At 58.2% G+C, this 21,117-nt stretch carries 18 protein-coding genes; 10 read left to right on the forward strand and 8 right to left on the reverse strand.

All coding sequences use genetic code 11. The features are described 5' to 3' along the window. The first annotated feature begins 35 nt into the window (after nt 1-35). On the forward strand, nt 36-1,898 hold the full coding sequence (locus ETAA8_RS06565; protein ID WP_145086591.1) for an SLC5/6 family protein: 1,863 nt from the start codon (nt 36-38) through the stop codon (nt 1,896-1,898). Nucleotides 1,899-2,054: 156 nt separating this feature from the next. On the opposite strand, the gene ETAA8_RS06570 is transcribed toward ETAA8_RS06565, so the two are convergent. Continuing rightward, nucleotides 2,055-3,191 (reverse strand): GspE/PulE family protein, encoded by a 1,137-nt coding sequence (locus ETAA8_RS06570; RefSeq protein ID WP_145086594.1) that lies wholly within the window; start codon nt 3,189-3,191, stop codon nt 2,055-2,057. Between the two features lie 261 nt (nt 3,192-3,452). Here ETAA8_RS06570 and ETAA8_RS06575 point away from each other — a divergent pair, with 261 nt between their 5' ends. The 3 genes from ETAA8_RS06575 to ETAA8_RS06585 all read left to right on the forward strand — a co-directional run bounded on the left by ETAA8_RS06575 (nt 3,453) and on the right by ETAA8_RS06585 (nt 6,590). After that, entirely contained in the window at nt 3,453-4,322 is an 870-nt protein-coding gene (locus tag ETAA8_RS06575) for an MlaE family ABC transporter permease (protein ID WP_145086598.1), read from the forward strand. A gap of 86 nt (nt 4,323-4,408) precedes the next feature. Next, a complete protein-coding gene (locus ETAA8_RS06580) occupies nt 4,409-5,245 on the forward strand; it encodes an ABC transporter ATP-binding protein (RefSeq protein WP_145086600.1) in 837 nt (278 codons plus the stop codon). A 121-nt stretch (nt 5,246-5,366) separates the two neighbouring features. After that, nucleotides 5,367-6,590 carry an MlaD family protein gene (locus ETAA8_RS06585; protein ID WP_145086602.1) on the forward strand — a complete coding sequence of 408 codons (1,224 nt, stop codon included), beginning with the start codon at nt 5,367-5,369 and terminating at the stop codon, nt 6,588-6,590. 44 nt (nt 6,591-6,634) lie between these two features. Here the strand turns inward: ETAA8_RS06585 and ETAA8_RS06590 are convergent, their stop codons facing one another. Next, the gene (locus tag ETAA8_RS06590; protein WP_145086605.1) at nt 6,635-7,837 is read right to left on the reverse strand and encodes a 6-phosphofructokinase; all 1,203 of its coding nucleotides are present in this window, start codon (nt 7,835-7,837) and stop codon (nt 6,635-6,637) included. Nucleotides 7,838-8,125: 288 nt separating this feature from the next. Here ETAA8_RS06590 and ETAA8_RS06595 point away from each other — a divergent pair, with 288 nt between their 5' ends. From ETAA8_RS06595 to ETAA8_RS06610, 4 genes are all read left to right on the forward strand, one after another. Further along, nucleotides 8,126-9,208 (forward strand): sialidase family protein, encoded by a 1,083-nt coding sequence (locus ETAA8_RS06595; protein WP_145086608.1) that lies wholly within the window; start codon nt 8,126-8,128, stop codon nt 9,206-9,208. Between the two features lie 2 nt (nt 9,209-9,210). Further along, a complete protein-coding gene (ribD, locus tag ETAA8_RS06600) occupies nt 9,211-10,341 on the forward strand; it encodes a bifunctional diaminohydroxyphosphoribosylaminopyrimidine deaminase/5-amino-6-(5-phosphoribosylamino)uracil reductase RibD (protein ID WP_145086611.1) in 1,131 nt (376 codons plus the stop codon). Nucleotides 10,342-10,437: 96 nt separating this feature from the next. Then, nucleotides 10,438-11,679: a threonine ammonia-lyase gene (gene ilvA / locus ETAA8_RS06605; RefSeq protein ID WP_145086614.1), complete on the forward strand. Its 1,242-nt coding sequence runs from the start codon at nt 10,438-10,440 to the stop codon at nt 11,677-11,679. Nucleotides 11,680-11,958: 279 nt separating this feature from the next. After that, nucleotides 11,959-12,564, forward strand: a complete 606-nt coding sequence (locus tag ETAA8_RS06610) for a DUF4919 domain-containing protein (RefSeq protein ID WP_202921619.1) — start codon at nt 11,959-11,961, stop codon at nt 12,562-12,564. On the opposite strand, the gene ETAA8_RS06615 is transcribed toward ETAA8_RS06610, so the two are convergent. The 6 genes from ETAA8_RS06615 to ETAA8_RS06640 form a co-directional block, all read right to left on the reverse strand. Beyond that, entirely contained in the window at nt 12,512-13,423 is a 912-nt protein-coding gene (locus tag ETAA8_RS06615) for a hypothetical protein (RefSeq protein ID WP_145086620.1), read from the reverse strand. The two genes, ETAA8_RS06610 and ETAA8_RS06615, sit on opposite strands and share 53 nt — an antisense overlap. Nucleotides 13,424-13,533: 110 nt before the next feature. After that, nucleotides 13,534-14,595 carry a dienelactone hydrolase family protein gene (locus ETAA8_RS06620; RefSeq protein ID WP_202921620.1) on the reverse strand — a complete coding sequence of 354 codons (1,062 nt, stop codon included), beginning with the start codon at nt 14,593-14,595 and terminating at the stop codon, nt 13,534-13,536. Nucleotides 14,596-14,702: 107 nt separating this feature from the next. After that, a complete protein-coding gene (locus ETAA8_RS06625) occupies nt 14,703-15,416 on the reverse strand; it encodes a HEAT repeat domain-containing protein (protein WP_202921621.1) in 714 nt (237 codons plus the stop codon). Between the two features lie 86 nt (nt 15,417-15,502). Next, nucleotides 15,503-16,591: a 6-bladed beta-propeller gene (locus ETAA8_RS06630; RefSeq protein ID WP_145086629.1), complete on the reverse strand. Its 1,089-nt coding sequence runs from the start codon at nt 16,589-16,591 to the stop codon at nt 15,503-15,505. Between the two features lie 185 nt (nt 16,592-16,776). Beyond that, entirely contained in the window at nt 16,777-17,253 is a 477-nt protein-coding gene (locus ETAA8_RS06635; protein WP_145086632.1) for a hypothetical protein, read from the reverse strand. Between the two features lie 147 nt (nt 17,254-17,400). After that, nucleotides 17,401-17,883 carry a hypothetical protein gene (locus tag ETAA8_RS06640; protein WP_145086635.1) on the reverse strand — a complete coding sequence of 161 codons (483 nt, stop codon included), beginning with the start codon at nt 17,881-17,883 and terminating at the stop codon, nt 17,401-17,403. Between the two features lie 270 nt (nt 17,884-18,153). On the opposite strand from ETAA8_RS06640, the gene ETAA8_RS06645 reads away from it, so the two are divergent. Then, nucleotides 18,154-20,349, forward strand: coding sequence for an acetylxylan esterase (locus ETAA8_RS06645; RefSeq protein WP_145086639.1), 2,196 nt, complete (start codon nt 18,154-18,156; stop codon nt 20,347-20,349). A gap of 38 nt (nt 20,350-20,387) precedes the next feature. Next, nucleotides 20,388-21,116 (forward strand): class I SAM-dependent methyltransferase, encoded by a 729-nt coding sequence (locus ETAA8_RS06650; RefSeq protein ID WP_145086642.1) that lies wholly within the window; start codon nt 20,388-20,390, stop codon nt 21,114-21,116. The last annotated feature ends 1 nt before the right edge of the window (nt 21,117 follow it).

The raw sequence follows: 21,117 nt of genomic DNA on the forward strand, positions 1-21,117 counted from the left end.
GTCTGTCCGCAGACAATGCGCGCAAGGAGTTGGGAATGGCGAAGAAAGAGCGCTGGGCTTCGCGCCTGGGGTTGGTGTTGGCGATGGCTGGGAATGCCGTCGGCCTGGGAAATTTTTTGCGATTCCCGGCACAAGCCGCTGCCAATGGCGGCGGTGCCTTCTTAATTCCTTACCTCGTCGCACTCCTGGTGATGGGAGTACCACTGATCTGGGTCGAATGGGCCATGGGGCGCTACGGCGGACAGTTCGGGCACCACTCGACGCCGGGCATTTTCGATAGCATCGGTCGGCGACCATACTGGAAGTACATCGGCGTGTTCGGGCTCTGGTCGAACCTGATTATCGCGGCATTTTATCTGTACATCGAATCGTGGACGCTGGCTTACGCCGGCTATTCGCTGCTCGGCGGCTTTGAAACGACATCCGCTGGTGCTTTCTTCGACCGCATCACCGGTAACTTCCCCAACAGCATCTGGGCCTTCAGTGTCCCGGGATTGGTGATGTTCGCGCTCTGCATTATTATCAACATCTTCATCCTCTCGCGCGGTCTCGCCGCGGGGATCGAGCTCGTCTCCAAGATCGGCATGCCACTGCTGATTGTGTTTGCCATTATCATCGCGATTCGCGGGCTGCTGATTGTGCCCGGCGTCGAACCAATTACCGACCAGGCCCGCGCGGCAGCAGGCTTCGGCATCATCGATCCGCAAGCGGTCGCCAGCCCGTTTGAGGGGCTAAGATTCTTGTGGGAGCCCAAGTTCGATAGCCTCGCCAATCCGGCTGTCTGGCTGGCCGCAGCGGGGCAGATTTTTTTCACCCTGTCGATCGGCATGGGTTCGATTCATTGCTACGCCTCCTATTTGCGTGAGCAAGATGACATCGCCCTCACCGGTTCGACTGCTGCCTGGACGAACGAATTTTGCGAAGTGATTCTCGGCGGCAGCATCCTGCTCCCGATTGCGGTGGCCTATCTGGGGTTGTCCCAGGTTCAAGAGATGACCGCCGGTGGCAGCGGTTTTGGCATTGGCTTCATGACCTTTCCCACACTCTTTCAGAAGTGGGGCGTGCTCGCTCCCGTCGCAGGTTTCTTATGGTTTGGTCTCCTCTTCTTTGCAGCCATCACCAGTTCACTAGCGATGGGCCAGCCGATCATGTCCTTCTTTCAGACCGAGTTCGGTCTGTCGCGTTCGAAGAGTGCCCTCGCCTTTGGTGCGATGCTGTTGCCGTTTGCTGCTCCGGTTGCCTTTCTGGCGCAAGGTTCGTTCTTTGACGAGTTCGATTATTGGGCTGGTACCTTTGCCCTCGTGGTCCTGGCCACCGCAGAGGCAGTCCTCTTCGCTTGGATCTTCGGCATGGATCGCGCTTGGGCAGAAATCGGCAAAGGTGCCGAAATGCGCGTGCCACGCCCGTTCTACTACATCATCAAATATGTCACTCCGACCTTCCTGATCCTGATCTTGGTTGCGTATACGTTTCAGCCAGCCGGCCGGATGGAAGTCACCGATGGCGTTACGCTGCAGAAGAAGCTGGTCGAAAAAGGCTGGACGCCGTACATCACCGGCTGGTTCGGCAAAGAGCCGATTCCGAAGTGGGAATGGTCGCCGTCGGGCATGATTGGCAAGCTGTTGTATCGCGACTTGGCCTTGCAAAAGCAGGATCTGCAGTTGCAGTTGATGGCGGTGGGCATCACGCCCGAACAGCACCAAGCGACACGCGACAAAATCGACTTTCTACCCAAGCTGCAAATGCTGCGTCAGCTTGATCGGGGGGCGATGATCTTCGCCTTCCTGTTCTTCTGTGGATTGGTCTGGTATGCCTGGCGCAAGCGGGCTGCTGCTACCGATACTCTCCCCGCGAAGTCAACCGGCAGCAAACCTGCTGCGAAGGAACCCAAACGATGAGCCACATGTCGACATCTTCGGTCATCATGCTCGTCGCAGTCTGGGGCGTGATCTTGGCGAATATGCTGTATTGCTTCTTTCGCCTGCTTACGTCGCAGCGCAGCTTCGGTGGCGAAGACGAATAGATTTCTGCTGGCCAAGGTTCGCACAGCAACCCTACGAAGTTCCCAGCACACGCATCATTTCAGCTGGTGACGTGAGTCCTTGCTCAACGAGCGTTTGCACTCTCACCTTGATGGGAACCATGCCCGCTGCTTCGACCAGTCGTTGCAACTCGGCTGCATCGGCATGGCGCAACACGGCTGCAGTGAGTTCGCTGTTTAGGGGTGGAAGCAGTTCGGCAACAGCGATTCGTCCGGAGTAACCGCTCCGTTGGCAACGGTCGCAACCCGCGCTGCCGCAAGTGCAGAGTTTTCGGAGCAACCGCTGATGCAGCAGTAGTGACAACCCGCTGCGGAGCAAGTACGGCTCGATTCCCATTTCGGCCAGTCGGGAGATTGCTTCGCATACGCTGCCGGCATGAAAGGTGGAAATGACCAATTGCCCGGTGAGCGCCGCTTGAAACAGAGCTGCCGCCGTGGGCTGATCGCGCACTTCGCCGAGCAGTACCACCTCGGGATCTTGTCGCAGGAGTGCGCGCAGGCCACTCGCCAAGTCGAAGCCGGCAGCAGGATTCACCTGCGATTGCGAGACGCCCGTGAGCGCCACTTCAATCGGATCTTCGAGCGAGACAATGCTCCGCGCTCCATGCGTCGATTGCACCACGTGCCGCAGGCAGGCGTAAGCAGTCGTCGTCTTGCCACCCCCAGCGGGGCCGGTGAGCAACACCGCGCCGCTGGTTCGCTGCACGGCATTTTGCAATGCGGTGGTGATTTCAGCGGGAAGTCCGAGATCGACTAACTGCAATAGTTCCTGCGGCGCTACGAACAGCCGGATCACGACCCGCTCGCCATACAGTGACGGAAATGTACTCACGCGCATCTCAGCCCGCGCGTCGGCAGCTGGAATTCGCCCTTCTTGTGGAATGTCGGTGCGATAGGTGAGAAGCCGTGCCAGAACTTTCAGCCGCGCGGCGATATCGGTCCCCTCACCGCGCGAAAACGTCCCCACACTCAAAAGTACGCCATCCAGCCGCCAACGAACTTCAATACCAGCTGTTGTTGGTTGCAGGTGAATGTCGCTCGCCCGAGCTTCCGCCGCCGCCGCTAGCAATTGGTCGGCAAAGTGCGTCGCATAGTTCAGATCGCGCGGATCAAGCTGTTGCAGTCGCGCGGCGAGCGAAGTTGCTGGCATGAAAGAAGCTTGCTTTCAAAGTTGGACTTTTCAGGCGACTGGCTGGGGAGTAATTACTGCATCTACATCAACGGCGACTGAACACGATCGACAAACTGCTAGCGACCACAAAATCGATTTAACCGGTAAATCTTCTCAACTCTGCCCAGGCTATGAACCGAAAACAGCATGCGAGGCACCGCGCGCCGAAATCTCGCCCTGGTATGTCCAGGCGCGAAGCGGTCGGTCTCCAGCAATTGTGAGTAAGCAGAAGACCCCATCATGGCTACCGATTCATCCCTTTCGCAATCCCCGCCTAACGGTCAGCAGACAACTGCTGTGGGCGATGCGCTGGCCGACTGGGGTGGCGTGGTGGTCGATGGCGTGAGCACGGTCGGCGATATCACGATCTTTCTCTTTCGCACGCTCGCCTGGCTGTTCTTCCGCGCCCCGAAGTGGGAAACACTGCTACCGAACTTTTATCAGGTGGGCGTGCTGAGCCTCCCGGTGATCGCCCTGACCGGCACGTTCATCGGCATGGTGCTCTCGATGCAGAGCTATTTTCTGTTCAAAGACCTGAATCTGGAATCGTACCTCGGCGCGGTGATTAATAAGACGCTCCTCCGCGAATTGGGCCCTGTGCTGGCAGCTACGATGCTCGCCGGACGCGTCGGCTGCGCGATGTCGGCAGAACTGGGCACGATGCGCGTGACCGAACAAATCGACGCCCTCGAAAGCATGGGTGCCGATCCGATTCATTACCTGGTGGTGCCGCGATTCCTCGCCTGCATCTTCCTGATCCCCACGCTCACGATCATGGCCGATTACATGGGCGTGGTCGGTGGCTACTTCCATGCGGTCGTCATTCTCGATGTCGACAAGCACTACTTTTGGTTTCACACCGAGCGGTTCGTCAACGTGTTTGATTTGCTGAGTGGCGTCCTCAAGAGCGTGTTCTTTGGTGCGGCAATTGCCATTGTCAGCTGTCATCGCGGGTTCAATTGCACGCCGGGAGCTGAAGGGGTGGGACGCGCAGCAACGGCGTCGTTCGTCTACTCGTTCGTGCTGATTCTCATCATTGACCTCGTGCTCGGCCAGATGCTCTACACCGCTTACTATCGCATGTACCCCGAGTCGGAGTCGTTGTTCTAATACGTGAAACGCGGACTAAAACGCGTTGAATAAAAGCCAACTTGACCTTGGCCAAAACACTTCAGAAAGATTTGAAACTAGTTCCGATGGCAATGCCCGTTTCCAACCTGCCGAATGTCCTCGAGATCCGCAAGCTGAGCGTGCAGTTTGGGCGGCAGGGAGTGCTGCGCAATATCGATTTGAATGTGCCGCGCGGGCAGACGTTGGCGGTCATCGGCGAAAGTGGTTGCGGCAAGACAGTGCTGCTGAAGACACTCATCGGGCTGATTAAGCCGACACAAGGCGAAGTGCAGTTTGACGGGCGAGACTTCACCAAGCTCAACGATCGCGAACTGGTCACCCAGCGGATTCGCTTTGGCTATTTGTTTCAAAACGCGGCGCTGTTCGACAGCATGACCGTCGGCCAGAACGTCGCCTTTCCTTTGCGGCAGCATCGCAAGCCCAGCGAACTCGAAGTCAAGCGGCTCGTGCTCGATCGACTCGCTGAAGTCGGGTTGCCCGATTCAGTCGTCGTAAAAAAGCCCGCCGAGCTATCGGGCGGCATGCGGAAACGAGTTGGCATGGCCCGCGCATTGATACTGAATCCAGAAATGATGCTCTACGACGAACCGACGACTGGTCTCGACCCGATTATGAGCGACGTCATCAACGAACTGATGATGCGCACCCGGCGGCAGCATCAAGTGACGAGTCTGGTCGTGACGCACGACATGCGAACCGCTCGAAAAGTGGCCGATCGCGTGATTATGCTCTATCCGCTCACCCGCTTGCGCGGCGACGAATCGCAAATCATTTTCGACGGTCCTCCCAGTGAACTCGAAAACTATCCCGATCAACGTGTGCGGCAATTCGTGCGCGGCGAAGCAGGCCAACGCCTGATGGAACTGCGCGAAGCCCGCGGCATTGTGAATGAAGACCTGTGAGAAACGAAGAACGTAGAAGGCAGACCGCAGAATGAGAAACTATTGATCCGCTTTCATTCTGCGTTCTGCCTTCTCCATTCTGCATTTACCAGCCCCTAGTCCTTAGCTCCTAGCCCCTTCCATGGACGAACGAACCTTACGATTACGCGTCGGCGTCGTGGTCCTGGCTGCGATCCTGGTCACCGGCATCCTCGTGATGCTAATGGGTGACATGCCCTTTCCGGGTTCGCAGAAGAAGGTCATCTATGTGCTGTTTCCTGAAGCGCCCGGCGTTTCGGTTGGCACTCCCGTGCGCAAAAGTGGCATCACTATCGGCCGCGTCACGCGAGTCGAGCTGCTGAAGCCGCAGGGTGTGCGCGTGACGACCGACATCGACTCGCAATACACGTTGCTCGATAGCGAGTACTGCCGCGTTGGGACGACGTCGTTGCTCGGCGATGCCTTGCTGGAATTCGTCCCTGGCGTGGAGTCGAGGAATGCTCGGCCGCTGGAGAACGGTGCGGAGATTCAGAACGGCGTCGTTGCGGGCAACCCCATGAGCGTCTTCGTCAATCTGGAACCCGATATCAAAATGGTGTTGCAGTCGCTCCGCGATGCGGGGAGTGAAGTGCAACGCGCCGCCAGCACGCTGAACTCGGCGGTGGCCAACAACGACGATCAAATCCCCCGCATCATGCAAAAATCGGAGCGGGCTCTCGATCAGTTCAACGCCACGATGGCCACCATGAACGATCTGTTTGGCGATCCCGAACTGCGTAACGGCCTCAAGCAAACGATGCGCGACGTGCCGCAACTGTTCGCCGAAGCCCGCGATACGCTACAAAAAGCCAATGAAGGTTTCGCGGGCATGAAGTCGGTCACCGATCGGGCTTCGAAGAATCTCGAAAACCTTGAGAACTTCACTCGCCCGCTGGGCGAACGTGGCCCGCAGTTGGTAGCAAATCTCGATGGCAGTTTATCGAACGTGAATGCCTTGCTCGAACAGCTGGTCGAGTTCACCGACAACTTGAACAGCAAGCAAGGAACCCTGGGTCGATTGATGAACGATGAAGAGCTGTATCAACGGCTGAATCGTTCGCTGGCGAATATCGAAGACATCACGTTCAAGGTGAAGCCGATTCTCGACAACGTAACGATCTTCACCGACAAGATCGCTCGCGATCCTCGCCAACTCGGCGTCAAGGGTGCGCTCGATGGTCGACCACTCGGCGTAGGTGCCAAGCAGGCATCCTACGGTGGCGATTCGTTCATACAAGGGAACGGCTACGAGTACGGCGAAGAAGAATACTGCCCGCCGTCGCAGCTGAACTCGTCGCGCCCTGCGATGCCAATTTTGAAGCGGTAAGTTGCCGATCGCAAATTACCGCTTGCGGACGAGCGCGACCTGACTTAGTGCTTTGCCACTTCCGGCTTAGGTATGCCTAGGAACGTACCGTTGCCGGCTTCGCAGGCTGTGCCGTTCGTCTCGGCGCCGGGAATGTAGCTCCACGGGGCTGCCTTGTTGTCGTCGCCAAAGCAAATGCCCAGAGCACGCGCGGCTTGAACTGCCGAACAGGCAGGATTCACGGCGGAGAGCTTGATGGCGTCGAGCAGCGAGACGGTGCCCATGTCTGGCGGCCAATAAGTGACCATTTGCCCAAACTTGCGCTCGATAATCAGCCGCACGGCATGTGCGCCGTATTGAGTCGCGAGCACGCGATCGAACGTGGTGGGGGCACCACCTCGTTGCAAGTGACCCAGCACCACGGTGCGGGTTTCTTTGCCCAACCGCTTCTCAATTTCGGCACCAACAATATTGCCAATACCGCCGAGGCGAACTTGCTTCTGCTCGCCGCGACGTTCTTGCGTCACCAGCGCGCCGCTGGGGAGTTCTGCCCCTTCGGCAACAACGATCAGTGTGAACTTCTTGCCCCGCTGTTCGCGAGTGATGACAGCCTGGCAAACCGTTTCAAACGTCCACGGAATTTCGGGGATCAGAATCACATCGCCGCCGCCAGCAACACCAGCGTAGAGAGCGATCCAGCCGGCATGCCGTCCCATCACTTCCAGCACCATCACCCGCTCGTGACTGGCAGCGGTCGTGTGCAGGCGGTCGAGAGCATCGGTGGCACAGAATACGGCACTGAAGAAACCGAACGTGAAAGCTGTGCTCGACAAGTCGTTGTCGATTGTCTTGGGGACGCCGACTACCGGAATTCCCTGTTCGTGAAATTGCTGCGCCACTGCCAGCGAGCCATCGCCGCCAATGCAGATCAAGCCACTGATGTTCAGGTGCTCCATCGTGGTCTTCACGCCAGCAATCAACTCGGGGTCGAGCTCGAGCCGGTCGTTCACACCCACGGTCGCGGCGAAGCGGCCCTTGTTCGTGGAACCCAAAATCGTACCACCCTGGCCGAGAATGCCGGTGGTGTTCTTGTTCGTGAGGGGAATGTAGCTGACGGGGTCGACGAGTCCTTCATAACCCTTGAGAAACCCGACTACTTCGTAGCCGTGAGTCCCGGCGCTTTTTACTACGCCGCGGATGACCGCATTCAAACCGGGGCAATCGCCGCCAGCCGTCAATACGCCGATTCGTTTCGGACCATCTGCCATGCTACTCTCTCCTGTAGATCGCACCGCTGGTTAAATTATAGCGATTATGCGTATTGTCAGCCCGCGTAGCGCAGGAGGAAAGCCATGCGCCGCAAAACTGTAGTTTATCGGCAGATACCAAGACCCACCTTAGCTTGCGAAGCCAGACAGAAACGCCGAACATGGAGAGGTTTATGTAGTCTGGCTACCCACCCGTTCGGACGCAAGTAGCTGCTGAATTTTTCGGGCGCCGCAGTTCGCGCCAATCCAATCATTCACAATCAATCACACCTCTTGAGGAACTCTCCCATGAAACAACTGCTGCTTCTCGCTGCGGTTTTGATCCCGTCCTTTCCCCTCGCAGCTGCAGAATTGCCGGAAGCGGTCGTGTTTAAGGCCGGCGTAGGGGGCTATCACACCTATCGAATTCCAGCGCTGCTCGTTTCACCTAAAGGATCACTGCTGGCATTTTGCGAAGGGCGAAAAACGGGTCGTGGCGATCATGGCGATATCGACCTGATGCTGAAGCGGAGCAGTGACGGCGGCAAAACTTGGAGCGAACAACAATTGGTTCTCGAAGAAGGTGACACGCAGAAAGTCACCATCGGCAATCCCTGCCCGGTGGTCGATCAAGAGACCGGCGTAATTTGGCTGCCTCTAACGCGCGACAACGACGACGTGCTGATGCTCTCTTCGGCCGATGATGGGGTAACCTGGTCGAAGCCGGTCGACATTACCAAGAGCGTGAAGCGGGATGAATGGTCGTGGTATGCCACCGGCCCCGGAAATGGCATTCAACTGCAACACGGCAAGTTCCGCGGCCGGCTGGTGATTCCCTGCGATCATAAAGTGAAGAACGAAAAAGATAAGAACCTGGGCTTTCGTTCGCATGTGATCTATTCGGACGATCACGGCAAAACTTGGCAACTGGGCGGTGTGCTCGATCCCACAACCAACGAGTGTGCTGTGGCGGAACTGGACGATGGGACGTTGCTCATCAACATGCGGACCTATCGTGGCAAGTCGCAACGAACCACCAGTCGCAGCACCGACGGGGGCCTCACCTGGTCGCCGATTGTGGACGAGCCCACTCTCGTCGAGCCCGTTTGCCAGGGTAGTCTCATTCGCATTCCTGCGACCAAGAGCGAACCAAGCTTGCTCGCGTTCAGCAATCCGGCCAATCCCAAGCAGCGACAAAACCTGACGATCCGCCTCAGCCGCGATGGCGGCAAGACCTGGCCGGCCAGCCGAGTGCTATGCGCGGGCTCTTCGATCTATTCATCGTTGGCGGCCTTGCCTGACGGCGATATCGGCGTGCTGTTTGAACGCGACAATTACAAAGAGCTTGTCTTCACTCGCCTGTCGCCAGCCCAGATTGAGTCGTCCAAATAGTCATGCCACCGGAACCAAGCCCCGAGCAAGATCGCCAGTTCATGCACCGCGCGCTGGAGTTGGCCGCGCGCGGACGAGGTTGGGTCGAGCCCAATCCGCTGGTGGGCTGCGTGATCGTGCGCGACGGCAAGATTGTCGGCGAAGGCTTTCATCAACGTTATGGTGGCCCTCATGCAGAAGTAGAAGCTTTGCGTGTTGCCGGTGAAGCCGCTCGTGGCAGCACACTCTACGTCACACTCGAGCCCTGTTGCCATTTTGGTAAGACACCTCCTTGCACGCAGGCAGTAGTCAAGGCGGGCGTGGCGCGAGTCGTTGCTGCCATGCGCGACCCCTTTCCGCAAGTCAGCGGGCAAGGAGCCGCCGAACTGCAGCAGGCTGGCGTACAAATCGACTTGGGACTGCTCGCAGCCGAAGCGCACGAGTTGAATGCACCGTATTTGAAATTGCTCACCAGCGGACAGCCCTGGTTAATTGCCAAGTGGGCTATGACTCTCGACGGCAAGATTGCGACCCGCACCGGAGCGAGCAAATGGATCTCGGGGCCCGAATCGCGAGAACTGGTTCAGCAACTGCGCGGGCGAGTCGATGGAATTCTGATTGGGCGAAGAACCGCGGAACTCGACGATCCACTCCTTACGGCCCGAATTGCCTCCGGCGAAAAACCGCCCCGTGTCGCTACGCGCATCGTCCTCGACTCGCAAGCTTCGCTCAACTTACAGAGCCAGTTGGTGCAAACCGCCCGCGAGGTGCCACTCCTGGTAGTCGCAGCGAACACAGCCAGTGCCGCGAACGTTGCCGCATTACAAAAGACCGGGGTGGAGGTATTGCAACTACCAGGCAAAACGCCTGATGAGCGACTCACCCAGTTGCTCGCAGAATTAGGCAGCCGGCGATTAACCAACGTCCTGTGCGAAGGGGGCGGTCAGTTGTTGGGCTCACTCTTCGACGCAAGCCTGGTCGACGAAGTTCACTGCTTCATTGCCCCCAAGATATTCGGAGGGGCTCAGGCCGCTGGCCCCATTGCAGGGGCAGGAGTTGAATTACCCTCGCTGGCAACCACGCTTAGCAAGCCTAACTGGCAACAAGTGGGGGACGATCTCTACGTGCGAGGCCGAGTAAAAACTCAGGCCTGATGCTCATTCGCGCCGTTATTGACCGGCGATGTCGACGTCCGCAGAATGCGGATCGATGCTTCCAGCCCTCCGCGTTTAAGTGCTAAGATCGCGGACATGAATACGCCCTCTTCCGATTCGCTGACGCTTGCCGATATTCAAGCCGCGCGCGAGCGCATTCGCGACGGCATCGCACTCACTCCCTGCCCGCCGAGCGTTCCCCTGGCCGAAGTCGCGGGCTGCGAAGTCTTCTGCAAGCTTGAGTTCCTGCAGCGAACCGGTTCGTTCAAAGAACGCGGCGCGCGGAACGCCCTGATCTTGCTGAGTGATGACGCCAAGCAAAAAGGGGTGATCGCCGCCAGCGCTGGCAATCACGCTCTGGCCCTGGCCTATCACGGCAGTTCACTCGGCATTCCGGTGACCGTGGTCATGCCCACCTATGCTCCGCTCATCAAGCAGACTAACTGCCGCAAGTTGGGCGCGAAGGTGGAAGTGCAGGGAACTAGCTTTGCCGAAGCAAAACAAAGGGCTGGAGAAATCGCGGCCCAGCAGGGGCTGACGTATGTCGATGGCTACAACGACCCGGGCGTGATTGCCGGAGCCGGTACGCTGGGGCTAGAAGTATTGGAACAGGTGCCCGATCTAGCTGCGGTAATCGTTCCGCTGGGCGGAGGTGGACTCGTGGCCGGAGTCGCGCTCGCAATCAAATCGCTTCGTCCCCAGACCGACGTCATCGGCGTGCAAGCAGCCAACGCTACCGCGTTTTCAGCTGCCATCGAGGCGGGTTCGCCGGTCGACGTGACCACACAACCTACGTTGGCCGATGGTTTGGCCGTCTCGCGCGCCGGCTCTCTGGCTTTGGAGATTGCAAGGCAGCGTATCGATAAGATTGTGACGGTGACCGAGGCCGACATCGCCCTGGCCGTCGTACGTTTGATGGAACTGGAGAAGAGTGTCGTCGAAGGAGCCGGTGCCGCCTCGCTGGCAGCACTGCTCAGCGGTAAGTTGCCGGAACTAGCGGGAAAAAAAGTGGTGTTGCTCCTCTGTGGCGGCAATATCGACCTGACCATTCTCAGCCGCTTGATTGATGCAGCGCTGGTGGCCGATGGTCGCCTCGCGCGTTTCACGGCTGAGATCAGCGATCGTCCTGGCGGGCTCGCAAACTTCGCGACGATCCTCACCCAGCTCGGCGTGAGTGTGAAAGACATCGTGCACGATCGAACCTTCTGTGCGCCGAATGTGGCAGCAGTGAATGTGCTCTGCACAGTGGAGACTCGCGACGCGGCGCAGATCGCGGAACTCTATCGATGTCTGACCTCGGCGGGCATTCGTCACTTCGCGCATGTCGGACGCGAGTGAGCCCGCTGCGCGCTGATCGTGCGCTCAGCGCGCACTCTGCGCATCGTTCAACAGTCACTTCACCACGCGCTAGCGCTCAACGATCGCGCACCACATGCGCGCAGAAAAGATTTGAAATCTTGCGCGCGAAGTCAGGTTAGCAATTGCAATTGCGTGGGGTCGTCGATTACTTTGAACAGTGCAGTGAGTTGAGCGCATCGTTTTCACTTGTCTGCATCACGAGCGAGAGTTGGACTTCTTGCTCAAACGATGTGCTCTGATCCTTGTCGAGTTGCATTTATGTTTCAGGAGTTCGCTCGCTTTCTCACGTTGCCGTCACGAGCAACGTACCTCGCCGCGCGGCGTGCGTGGTTGCAGCTGAACGTCGAGCCATTGACTCCCGCCGATCTGCAAGGTGTCGCGGAGTTGCTAGCCGCGGGCGAAGCGACCGCCGTCATCGAGCGCGTGCATGGTTGGCAATCGCGAGCGGCCTTGTCGCCGCGGGCCCATTACTTCGCTGCCGAAGCTCACGAGAGCCTGGGTGAGAGTGAACCAGCTGAAATGGAACGCTGGGTGTTCAGCGCTTGCCTGCAGGGAATCCTGGCGACTGGCGATGGAACGCGCCGCAAGCCCTACATCGTCTCGCAGCTGTCGGATGAGTACGACGTGCTCAAATTACTCGGCCTGCGCAGCGAAAAACAGCAACTTGTGCAGCGCGGCCGCCGCTCGTGCGACGTACTCACATGCCACGATGGCAGCCATTTGTGGTTCAACGTTAGCGACCTCATTGCGGTGCCGGAAGAGGCAATTTCGCAGGCGCCACTGGTCGAAATCAAGCGAACGGAAAAGGGGGTTATTCGAACGACACGTCGAATTTCCGATCCGCTAAGAGCCGTTCCTCGCTGAACTGATACTTCTGACCGCCGATGAGTTCGGTCGCATTCTCAAAGAAGCGGGCTATCTTGCGCAGGTCGAGCGAATCGACCTCTCCAGCTTTGCCCGCTTTGGCCCGCGAGATCACCAGCACAAAATATTTTCCCTGCCGCGGTACGCGCACTTCGTATTTGCCTGTACGATCGGCCTTCGCATAGGCACCTCCGATCGTTCGCAAGATCGACAAACCGCGATGTGTCTCATCGGGCGGCGCGTCCTTCGGCCGCAGACCTTCCACAGGTGAGCGCTCGTCGAGCTTCTGCACATCGAACGGTAGTACAACGACCACAGCTCCCTCGTCCCCCTTCTTCACCACACCTTGCGTCACTTCGACAAATCCGCTGATCGTGCACGGCTTGGCCACGATGGGAACGTCGGGCTGGCCGCGAAAGAAGGCGGAGCCCATCAGCGCGCCGAGTGTGAAACAAACGATGGCGACGCCAGCGACTAAGCCCGCCTGGGCATATAGCACATAGCGCGGAAAGCTGACGAGGTTGTAGTCGGTTCGCTCGGCGACCTGGCTCTCGTGGCCGGCCTTCTCTTCGTAACTGGTCGACGGGCCGGTATCGAAGACCAGTTCCGATGTTTCGAGTGGCGACTCGGACGGCTCGTTCTGTCCTCCCACCAGCGGCGGCGCGATGGGCTCATCGAGTGGTTCTGGTTTGCCAGCCATCACCAGCATCGACTGCGCCGTAACACGTTCTTGCCTGGCAGCGACACCAGGGACGCGCACCGCTTCTTTGCAACGCGGGCAGTTCGCCTTCGTTCCTGCCTTTTGCGAGCCCACGCTCAGCTTTTGGTCGCAATGTTGACAGGCGAAACGAATGGGCATGAGGAAAACAATCGATGCGGCGGAACGAAGGTGGGAAGCGAGAGGAGCGAATCGCGTCCATCCAGATTAACTACCCAGTTGGCGATTGCCCAGCATTCCCGGGCTGCGGCTTACAAATAGGTCCGAAACCATTCCTCGATTCGCTCTTCGGCAATCGGTGGCACCGCATGCCCCTGACGGTGATTGAACTGGCCAAGGCGGGCCGTCGGGTCAGATAAGTGATAGGCCGGTAACGCAGCAGCTATATAGGGCCAGCCGCGGTCTCCATCGGCACTTTCGCCCCCCACCAGCAAAAACGGCCGCGGCGCAACGCAAGCCAGAAGTTCGTGATGGTCATGTGGAAAGCCCGGCTCGTCGATGGCCGTCCCCAAGTACCAGGGCGCGTTCCAATTCGAAAACTTCAAGCCGACGCCGCCTTCACTGCTGACGGTCACTTTGATCCGCTCATCGAAGGCGGCTAGATAGAGAACTTCCTTGGCCCCCAGCGAATGGCCAACGGCACCAAGTCGCTCGGGATCGACGCCCGGCAGTTTGGCGAGGATGTCGACGGCCACCAGCGAGTCGTAGAGCATCTTCGCCATGCCCAAACTCTTGGGGACGCGAGCCAGATACTTGCGAGTCTCTTCTTGCACGGCCATTTTGTCGTTCGCGGGCCAGGCAAAACAGCGCGGCGAGAAAACGATTCGCCCCTGCTGTGCGAACTTCAGTCCGAAGGCCTTTTGCACATCCTTGCCCAGACCAGCGGGCTGACGAATGGAATGCTCGACTGTCGAATGAAAACAAACGACACCGGAGGTAGTGCCTGTTAACTCAGTTGGTCGGCAGATATAAGCTTCGGTAACCAACCCCGGTTCCACTTCATACTCCACGCGCTGGCGCGTGACATTGCCGACAGTGTCCGCTTCCAGCACTTTCACTTGCGGCGGCTTGCTCGGATCTCGCTTCGCCGGCATCGCTCCCAAGAATTCTTGCCATTGGGCGAGCAATTCCTTCCGCCGCTCTTGCCAAGCAGCGACCGTGCGAATGGGCTGGCCCGCTTTGTCGACCAGCAAACTTGGGAACGACTTTGCATCAGCAGGGAGCTTTTCGGGCCGCTGCTGAGTCTCGGCCAGCCAAGAGACCTCCTTGTTGGCTGAACCCTCTGCCCAAGTGCTTGGGGCAAAGACAGACACACAACCGACCGCGCTCGCAGCAGTCAAAAACTGCCGACGATCAGGGTGCCTTGAAATCGAACGAGCAACCGAGCGAGCCATTGTTCACCTGCGCAAGTGGTAACGATTTATTTCTCTTTGTCAGCGCCCATCAAGCCCTTGCGCGGATCGACCTTCTTCAGGGCAACTTTTGCCAGGCTCCGAATCGTCTCGTCTTCATTCGTGTCGTTGAGCAACTTCATGAGCCTGGTGGTCGCACTCGCACCGGCTTTCTCGGTTGCCGAAATACCGAGCAAGGCCGCCTTCCGAATATCGTATTCCTTGTCGTCGAGCAGTTTGATCAACTTGTCGACACTCGCCTTGTCGGCTGGCTTGATCCGTCCCAAGCTTTCGATGGCCTTCACCCGCAGCTGTTGGGGCGAACTGTCGATCGCGGCGAGCACCGCCGGCCGACCTACTGGCCCCATCTTGCTGAGCACGCGGCAAGCAGTCATGCGGATGGCCAAGTCTTCGCTGGTATCTTCGACGCGCGCAGTCAGTTCCGGAACGATCGCATCGCCGCGGCGAATGAGCCAGGCTTCGGTCTTCAGCAGCACTTGCCCGGCCTTAGAGTCTTTGGAATCGACCCAGCGCTTCACATCGGCGAGTGCGGCCGCGGGGCTGTCGTAGAGATCTTCGGGAACATCAATCTTGGTTGCCGGCTGCGGAATATTCTTGGCCAGCGGCCGCTTCTTCTTGACGCTTTTCGCGCCGCTGTCGGCAGTGGCAACGGGGCGTTCGCCACAGCCGACAACAAGAAACAGAGAAGGCAACAGCAGAAGCACCCATACCAAAGTTCGCATCGCCCACTCCACTACAGCTGGTCTCGCCCGGAAAGCACCTAGTCTGATGGTCCATCGCACAAGGTGCAAGTAAGCGCAGTGCGTCGCTAACTCAGCTTCTTCAACTTTGAAACGCGTCCCGTTCCGACCCATTCGGCAACAAAGATGCTGCCATCGGCCCCGAAGCAGGCATCGTGCGGATGCACAAAGCGACCGGGCTGCCACTGCGAACTATCCCCACGAATCTTGCCGCCGTCCTTGCCGGTCACGCGGGCCACGTCGTCACCGAGTCGGGCGACGACTTCATTCTTCTCGTTCAGCAGCGTCACGCGGGCTTTGAGTTCGGGAACGACGAGCAGGTTCTGCCAGGTTTCGGCATTTGCGGGCAGACCGTAGCCGGCCAGCGTTTCGAGATATTTGCCGTCCATGTCGAAATACTGGAGCGTACCGTTCGCGCGATCGCACACAACGATTGCCGGAGTGCGCCCGGCCCGCTTATCGATCCAGATGCCGTGCGGCGTATTGAACTTCCCTTCTCCCTTGCCGACCCCACCAAAACAAGAGAGCCATTTCCCATCTTTGTCGAAGCGGTGAACGTAGTACGCTCCGTAGCCATCGACGAGCAGAAAGCCGCCGTCATTTAGAAAGGCGAAGTTGGTCGGCAGAAAGCGATCGCGACCCCAGACCTTGGCGGGCTTGGTGTCTTCTTCGGCTGCGTAAACGCCCGACTCCATCGGCGCGTACTTTTGCCAGACCTTTTCGCCCGTGAGCGTAAGCTTGGCGAACGTTTTGAGTGCTTGATAGGCACAGACATACAGAAACTCTTCGCCCCCTTCAGAGCGAATCTCGATGCCGTGGCCGCCACCTTGAAACTGCTGGCCGAAAGCGCGGATGAACTTCCCTTCGGCATCGAACACAAAGATCGACGGATGATCCTTGAGGTTCTCGCGCCCCTCGTGAATCACGTACAAGTTGCCCGCCTTGTCGACCGCCACATTGTGCGTTGTCTGCCACGAGTATTGGCTCGGCAACTGCGGCCACTCATGCTGCACTTCAAACACGTGCTCCTTCTCGCCCACCACGAGCGGCTTGGCTGCCTTGGCCGTGGTCCACAGCGCGGGGACCGATGACACCGCAGCCACGGCCGCCGACGTCTTCAAAAACTTGCGACGCGAAACGCGCGAAGGACGACTCATGGAATGTTCCTGGGAGAGGTTGGGGGATTATCAATCCTGAGAGCAACTGATTAGTCCCCGCTATGATGCCTGCTCAACCGGCGTGGGGCAAACATCACGGCTGGGCAAAATGCGACTCGGCCCGTGTGAAGGTTTACTTCAAACGGGCCGAGTTGGCGTTTCCCGTTGATCAATCGCAGCAGACTTTATTCGACGTGTTCCAACTCTTGGCGGAAATGTTCGATCGCCTGCTCGGGGTTCAAGTTGAAGATGGCCCGTCCATCGGTGCTCCAGGCCTCGCCGTTCAGGTTGAAGACGGCGGTCGCGGCACGGCGGTTATGTACGTTGGGATTATCTTCCATGCCGCCCCCTTCGATGGCTTCGAACGAAATCGTCACACCGACGAATGCTCGCAACCGACCGGTGTTGCGATCGCGAGCAAACGAAACGGCATCGTCGAAGTCGCAGTCGGCCCAGTGAAGACCGCGAGGTTTGCCACTCTGGCTGGCGATGGTCAAGAAATGTGCTTCGAGCCATTCTCGCCGCAGTTGAAACTGCCGGCGGGCTTGGGGCAGGTCGACTTTCACTTCGCGACGTTGCAGCCACTTCCAGGCCACGAGCCCCACGATGGCTGCCAAACCAAGACCAATCAGCCCAAGTTCGAGCCAGACATTGCCAAACATAGCCCACGCATCCCGCCAGTTGGCTGGCAGCACCGACCGCGAATCGCCGCACCCCACGCGACTGCATTTTATAGCAGCGCGGGAAGCGGCGGCAAGTTATTCGCGGAAACCCGTCAAAACCAGCTAATTTCAACACATTTGCGCCACTTACTCCTTAGTGGGTTTCTTCTCTCTGGGGGATTCTTTCGCGGCCGGTTTTCCTGCGGGCTTCTTTTCCGGCTTGTTATTAGTGTTGTTTTCGACCTTCTTTTCCGGCTTTTTCTCGGCACCTTGCTTGGCCTGTTCGCTGTTTTTCTGGACAGCCTTCTTTTCGCCCGGCTTTTTTGCGGCGGCTTCCTTGGCGTCGGGTTTTTTGGCTGGCTTCTTTTCTCGCTTCTTTTGCTCAGCACCGGGTTTCTTTAATGCGTCTTCCTTTCGGACCGGCTTTTTCTGGTTAGCCTCAGCTTTCGCGGCCTTATCTGCGGGCTTGGGCAACGCTGACGAGAATTCTTCCAGAGACAGCTGACCATTGCCGTCAGCATCGAATTTTTTGAACAGGGCTTCAGCGGACTGCTTTTGCGCGAAGGCAGAAGCGCCCATCAGGACCACACATGCAGCCGCCGCTGCTGCCAGAAAGAACGATTTGTTCATCTTTCGACTCCTTGTTGATGCCAAGAGGGAATTAATTGGGGAGCGACTTCACTTCGGCAAAAGACCCCATGACGTCGATGCGTTCGCCAGCTGGTTTATTCGTGCCACTTTTCGCCAATGTTGAAATGTCGTGGAGCTTCGAACACCCAACCACTCAACCAAAAACGCTAGCTCCCGGTCAGCGCCCTCGCTAAACTAGCCGCGACCGCACCCGGTTCGCCGGTCAACTGCAAGCTTTAGTCAACACTGGTTTTTCAGCAAGGTCGTGGCATGAATCGCACTCTTTTTCTCCTCGTGGCGATGGTAGTAGGCGCTGGCCTCGGGCGTGAAGTCGCTGCTGCCGATGTTCGCGCGCTGCCCGCAGGAAAGTTGCCGAACGATGTGCGACTGCTCGACCCCAAAGATCTCGATGGCTATTTCCCCTTCACGCCGCCAGCCAGTCGCGAAGCGTGGGCTCCGCGGGCCGAAGCGGTGAAACGGCAGATTCTCGCCTCGCAAGGTTTATGGCCGATGCCGGAGAAGACTCCGCTGCGGGCAGTGGTGCATGGTCTGCTTGACCAAGGGGACTACACGGTCGAGAAGGCCTACTTCGAAAGCTTTCCCGGCTGTTTCGTCTCGGGGAGTTTGTATCGGCCTAAGGGAAAGTCAGGGCCTTATCCGGCGGTTCTCTGCCCGCATGGTCACTGGGCCGACGGTCGCTTTCATGATGCCGGCGTTCCCGCTACTCGCAAGCAGATTGTGATTGGGGCCGAACGGTTCGAGAACGGCGGTCGCAGTCCGCTGCAAGCACGGTGCGTGCAACTGGCGCGGATGGGCTGCCTGGTCTTTCACTACGACATGATCGGATACGCCGATTGCACGCAACTGTCGTTTGAATTGGGGCATCGCTTTGCCAAGCAACGGCCGGAAATGAATCATCCAGAGAACTGGGGCTTCTACAGTCCGCAAGCCGAAGCTCGGCTGCAGTCGATCATGGGGCTGCAAACCTGGAACTCGGTACGCGCGCTGGATTTTGTGTCGGCGCTGCCCGAAGTCGATCCTAAGCGAATTGCCGTGACTGGAGCGAGTGGCGGTGGCACGCAAACATTCTTGCTGGCAGCTGTTGATCCGCGAATTGCCGTTTCGTTTCCGGCCGTGATGGTCTCGACGGCCATGCAAGGAGGTTGCACTTGCGAGAATGCCAGTTGCCTCCGCGTGGGCACTGGAAATATCGAATTCGCCGCACTGTTTGCGCCCAAGCCGCAAGGGATGACCGGTGCCGATGACTGGACGCGCGAGATGTCGACCAAAGGTTTTCCCGAAATCAAACAGCATTACGCACTAATGGGCGCGCCCGATAACGTGATGCTCGTTCCCAACTATCACTTCAAACATAACTACAACTATGTTTCGCGGGCGGCGATGTACTCGTGGTTGAACAAGCACTTCAAGCTGGGCTTGGAAGAGCCGATTGTCGAAGAAGATTATCCGCGCCTGGAACGGGCTCAGCTAACGGTGTGGGACGCCGAACATCCACAACCTGCGGGAGGCGATGCCTTCGAACGTCAATTAACTCGCCACTGGCATGCCGACGCCGAAGCTCAACTAAAAAAGCTGACACCCACCGATGCTGCATCGCTGGCAAAGTGGCGCGAAGTCATTGGGGGCGGCATGCAGGCGATTCTGCACCGCGAATTGCCAGCAGCAGCAGATATCGATTATCAGCGAGTCTCGGAAGATGATCTCGGCAGCTATACGCAGTACACCGGCCTGGTGCGCAATAAGCGGGCCAGTGAAGAGTTGCCCGGACTCTTTTTGCTCCCCAAGAATTGGAACAAGCGGGTCGTCATCTGGATTGCTGAAGAAGGGAAGTCGTCACTGTTGCAGCAGAACGGCAAGCCAACGACAGAAGTCGAGCGACTGCTGAAGGCGGGTACGACCGTAGTTGGTGTAGACCTGTTTTCTCAAGGGGAGTTCCTGGCTGATGGCAAACCAGTGACACAGAATCGCAAAGTAAAGAACGAGCGGGAATTCGCCGGCTATACCTACGGCTACAATCACGCGCTAATCGCGCAGCGCGTGCACGACGTGCTGACGATGATCTCGTTCGCCAAGCATCACCCCGATAAGCCCGAGCGGATCGATCTCGTTGCTCTCGACTCGACGGCACCGATTGCCGCCATCGCTCGCGCACTCTCCGGCGATGCCGTGCATACCGCCGCGTTGCAAACGTCGGGCTTTCGCTTTGTCGCAGTTGACGACTATCGTGACGTCCGTTTTCTGCCCGGAGGTGCCAAGTATGGCGACATTCCCGCTCTGATTGGCTTGAGCGCCCCCCAGACCACTTGGGTTGGCGGTGAAAGTGACGAAGCCCTGAAACTTGCTGCCGCCGCCTATCGCGCGGCGGGTGAAGAGACGAAGCTAGTCATTGCCAAAGAGCCTGCAGCTGCGGCCACTCAAGCCGCGGTGACGTTTTTGCTGAAGTGAGTCGCTGAAATTAACTGCGCCTTTTCGGAGAGTTCGTGATGCGCATCGCTTTCGCACTATGTTTATTCGCGATTTTGTCTTCACTGGCTGCCGCTCAAGAGCGCGAGCCAGCAGCAGCACGCAGACCCCAGCAGCCCCCGGCACTCACCGAGTACAAAGGTCGGGTCATTGCCCAGACGATGCACTACGCCGGTGCGCCGTGGTTGGTGCGCGACAATCGCGAGCAGGAGGAACGCTGCTCGCTGATGCTCACCAACCTGGGCGTGAAGCCGGGTATGAACATCTGCGATATGGGCTGCGGCAATGGCTTCTACACGCTGCAACTGGCCAAGATGGTCGGCGAGCGCGGCCATCTATATGCCGTCGACATTCAGCCCGAAATGCTCAAGCTGCTGAAGGAACGGGCCAGTAAACAGGGGGTGAAGAACTATTCGCCCATCCTCGGCACGTTCACCGATCCCAAGTTGCCAAAAGAGAAGATTGATCTAATCCTGCTCGTCGACGTTTATCACGAGTTCTCGCATCCCGAGCAAATGCTCGCAGCCATGCGCGAGTCACTTGCTCCCGGCGGCCTGATCGCCCTCGTCGAATATCGGGCCGAAGATCCCGAAGTGCCGATCAAGCCCGAGCACAAAATGACGAAGGAGCAGATCCTGAAAGAACTCCCCGCCAACGGCTTCAAACTGGCCAAAGAGTTCGATCGGCTCCCCTGGCAGCATTTGATGTTCTTCGGCCGCGACGAAGAGTGGAAACCGGCCAAAGAGTAAT

It is taken from the genome of Anatilimnocola aggregata, from assembly GCF_007747655.1.
Classification (GTDB): Bacteria; Planctomycetota; Planctomycetia; order Pirellulales; family Pirellulaceae; genus Anatilimnocola; species Anatilimnocola aggregata.

Bases quoted from the DNA above. Each gene is read 5' to 3' on its own strand.
- ETAA8_RS06565 (WP_145086591.1), top strand. From the start codon at position 36: ATGGCGAAGAAAGAGCGCTGGGCTTCGCGCCTGGGGTTGGTGTTGGCG.
- ETAA8_RS06570 (WP_145086594.1), bottom strand. From the start codon at position 3,191: ATGCCAGCAACTTCGCTCGCCGCGCGACTGCAACAGCTTGATCCGCGC.
- ETAA8_RS06575 (WP_145086598.1), top strand. From the start codon at position 3,453: ATGGCTACCGATTCATCCCTTTCGCAATCCCCGCCTAACGGTCAGCAG.
- ETAA8_RS06580 (WP_145086600.1), top strand. From the start codon at position 4,409: ATGGCAATGCCCGTTTCCAACCTGCCGAATGTCCTCGAGATCCGCAAG.
- ETAA8_RS06585 (WP_145086602.1), top strand. From the start codon at position 5,367: ATGGACGAACGAACCTTACGATTACGCGTCGGCGTCGTGGTCCTGGCT.
- ETAA8_RS06590 (WP_145086605.1), bottom strand. From the start codon at position 7,837: ATGGCAGATGGTCCGAAACGAATCGGCGTATTGACGGCTGGCGGCGAT.
- ETAA8_RS06595 (WP_145086608.1), top strand. From the start codon at position 8,126: ATGAAACAACTGCTGCTTCTCGCTGCGGTTTTGATCCCGTCCTTTCCC.
- ribD (WP_145086611.1), top strand. From the start codon at position 9,211: ATGCCACCGGAACCAAGCCCCGAGCAAGATCGCCAGTTCATGCACCGC.
- ilvA (WP_145086614.1), top strand. From the start codon at position 10,438: ATGAATACGCCCTCTTCCGATTCGCTGACGCTTGCCGATATTCAAGCC.
- ETAA8_RS06610 (WP_202921619.1), top strand. From the start codon at position 11,959: ATGTTTCAGGAGTTCGCTCGCTTTCTCACGTTGCCGTCACGAGCAACG.
- ETAA8_RS06615 (WP_145086620.1), bottom strand. From the start codon at position 13,423: ATGCCCATTCGTTTCGCCTGTCAACATTGCGACCAAAAGCTGAGCGTG.
- ETAA8_RS06625 (WP_202921621.1), bottom strand. From the start codon at position 15,416: ATGCGAACTTTGGTATGGGTGCTTCTGCTGTTGCCTTCTCTGTTTCTT.
- ETAA8_RS06630 (WP_145086629.1), bottom strand. From the start codon at position 16,591: ATGAGTCGTCCTTCGCGCGTTTCGCGTCGCAAGTTTTTGAAGACGTCG.
- ETAA8_RS06635 (WP_145086632.1), bottom strand. From the start codon at position 17,253: ATGTTTGGCAATGTCTGGCTCGAACTTGGGCTGATTGGTCTTGGTTTG.
- ETAA8_RS06640 (WP_145086635.1), bottom strand. From the start codon at position 17,883: ATGAACAAATCGTTCTTTCTGGCAGCAGCGGCGGCTGCATGTGTGGTC.
- ETAA8_RS06645 (WP_145086639.1), top strand. From the start codon at position 18,154: ATGAATCGCACTCTTTTTCTCCTCGTGGCGATGGTAGTAGGCGCTGGC.
- ETAA8_RS06650 (WP_145086642.1), top strand. From the start codon at position 20,388: ATGCGCATCGCTTTCGCACTATGTTTATTCGCGATTTTGTCTTCACTG.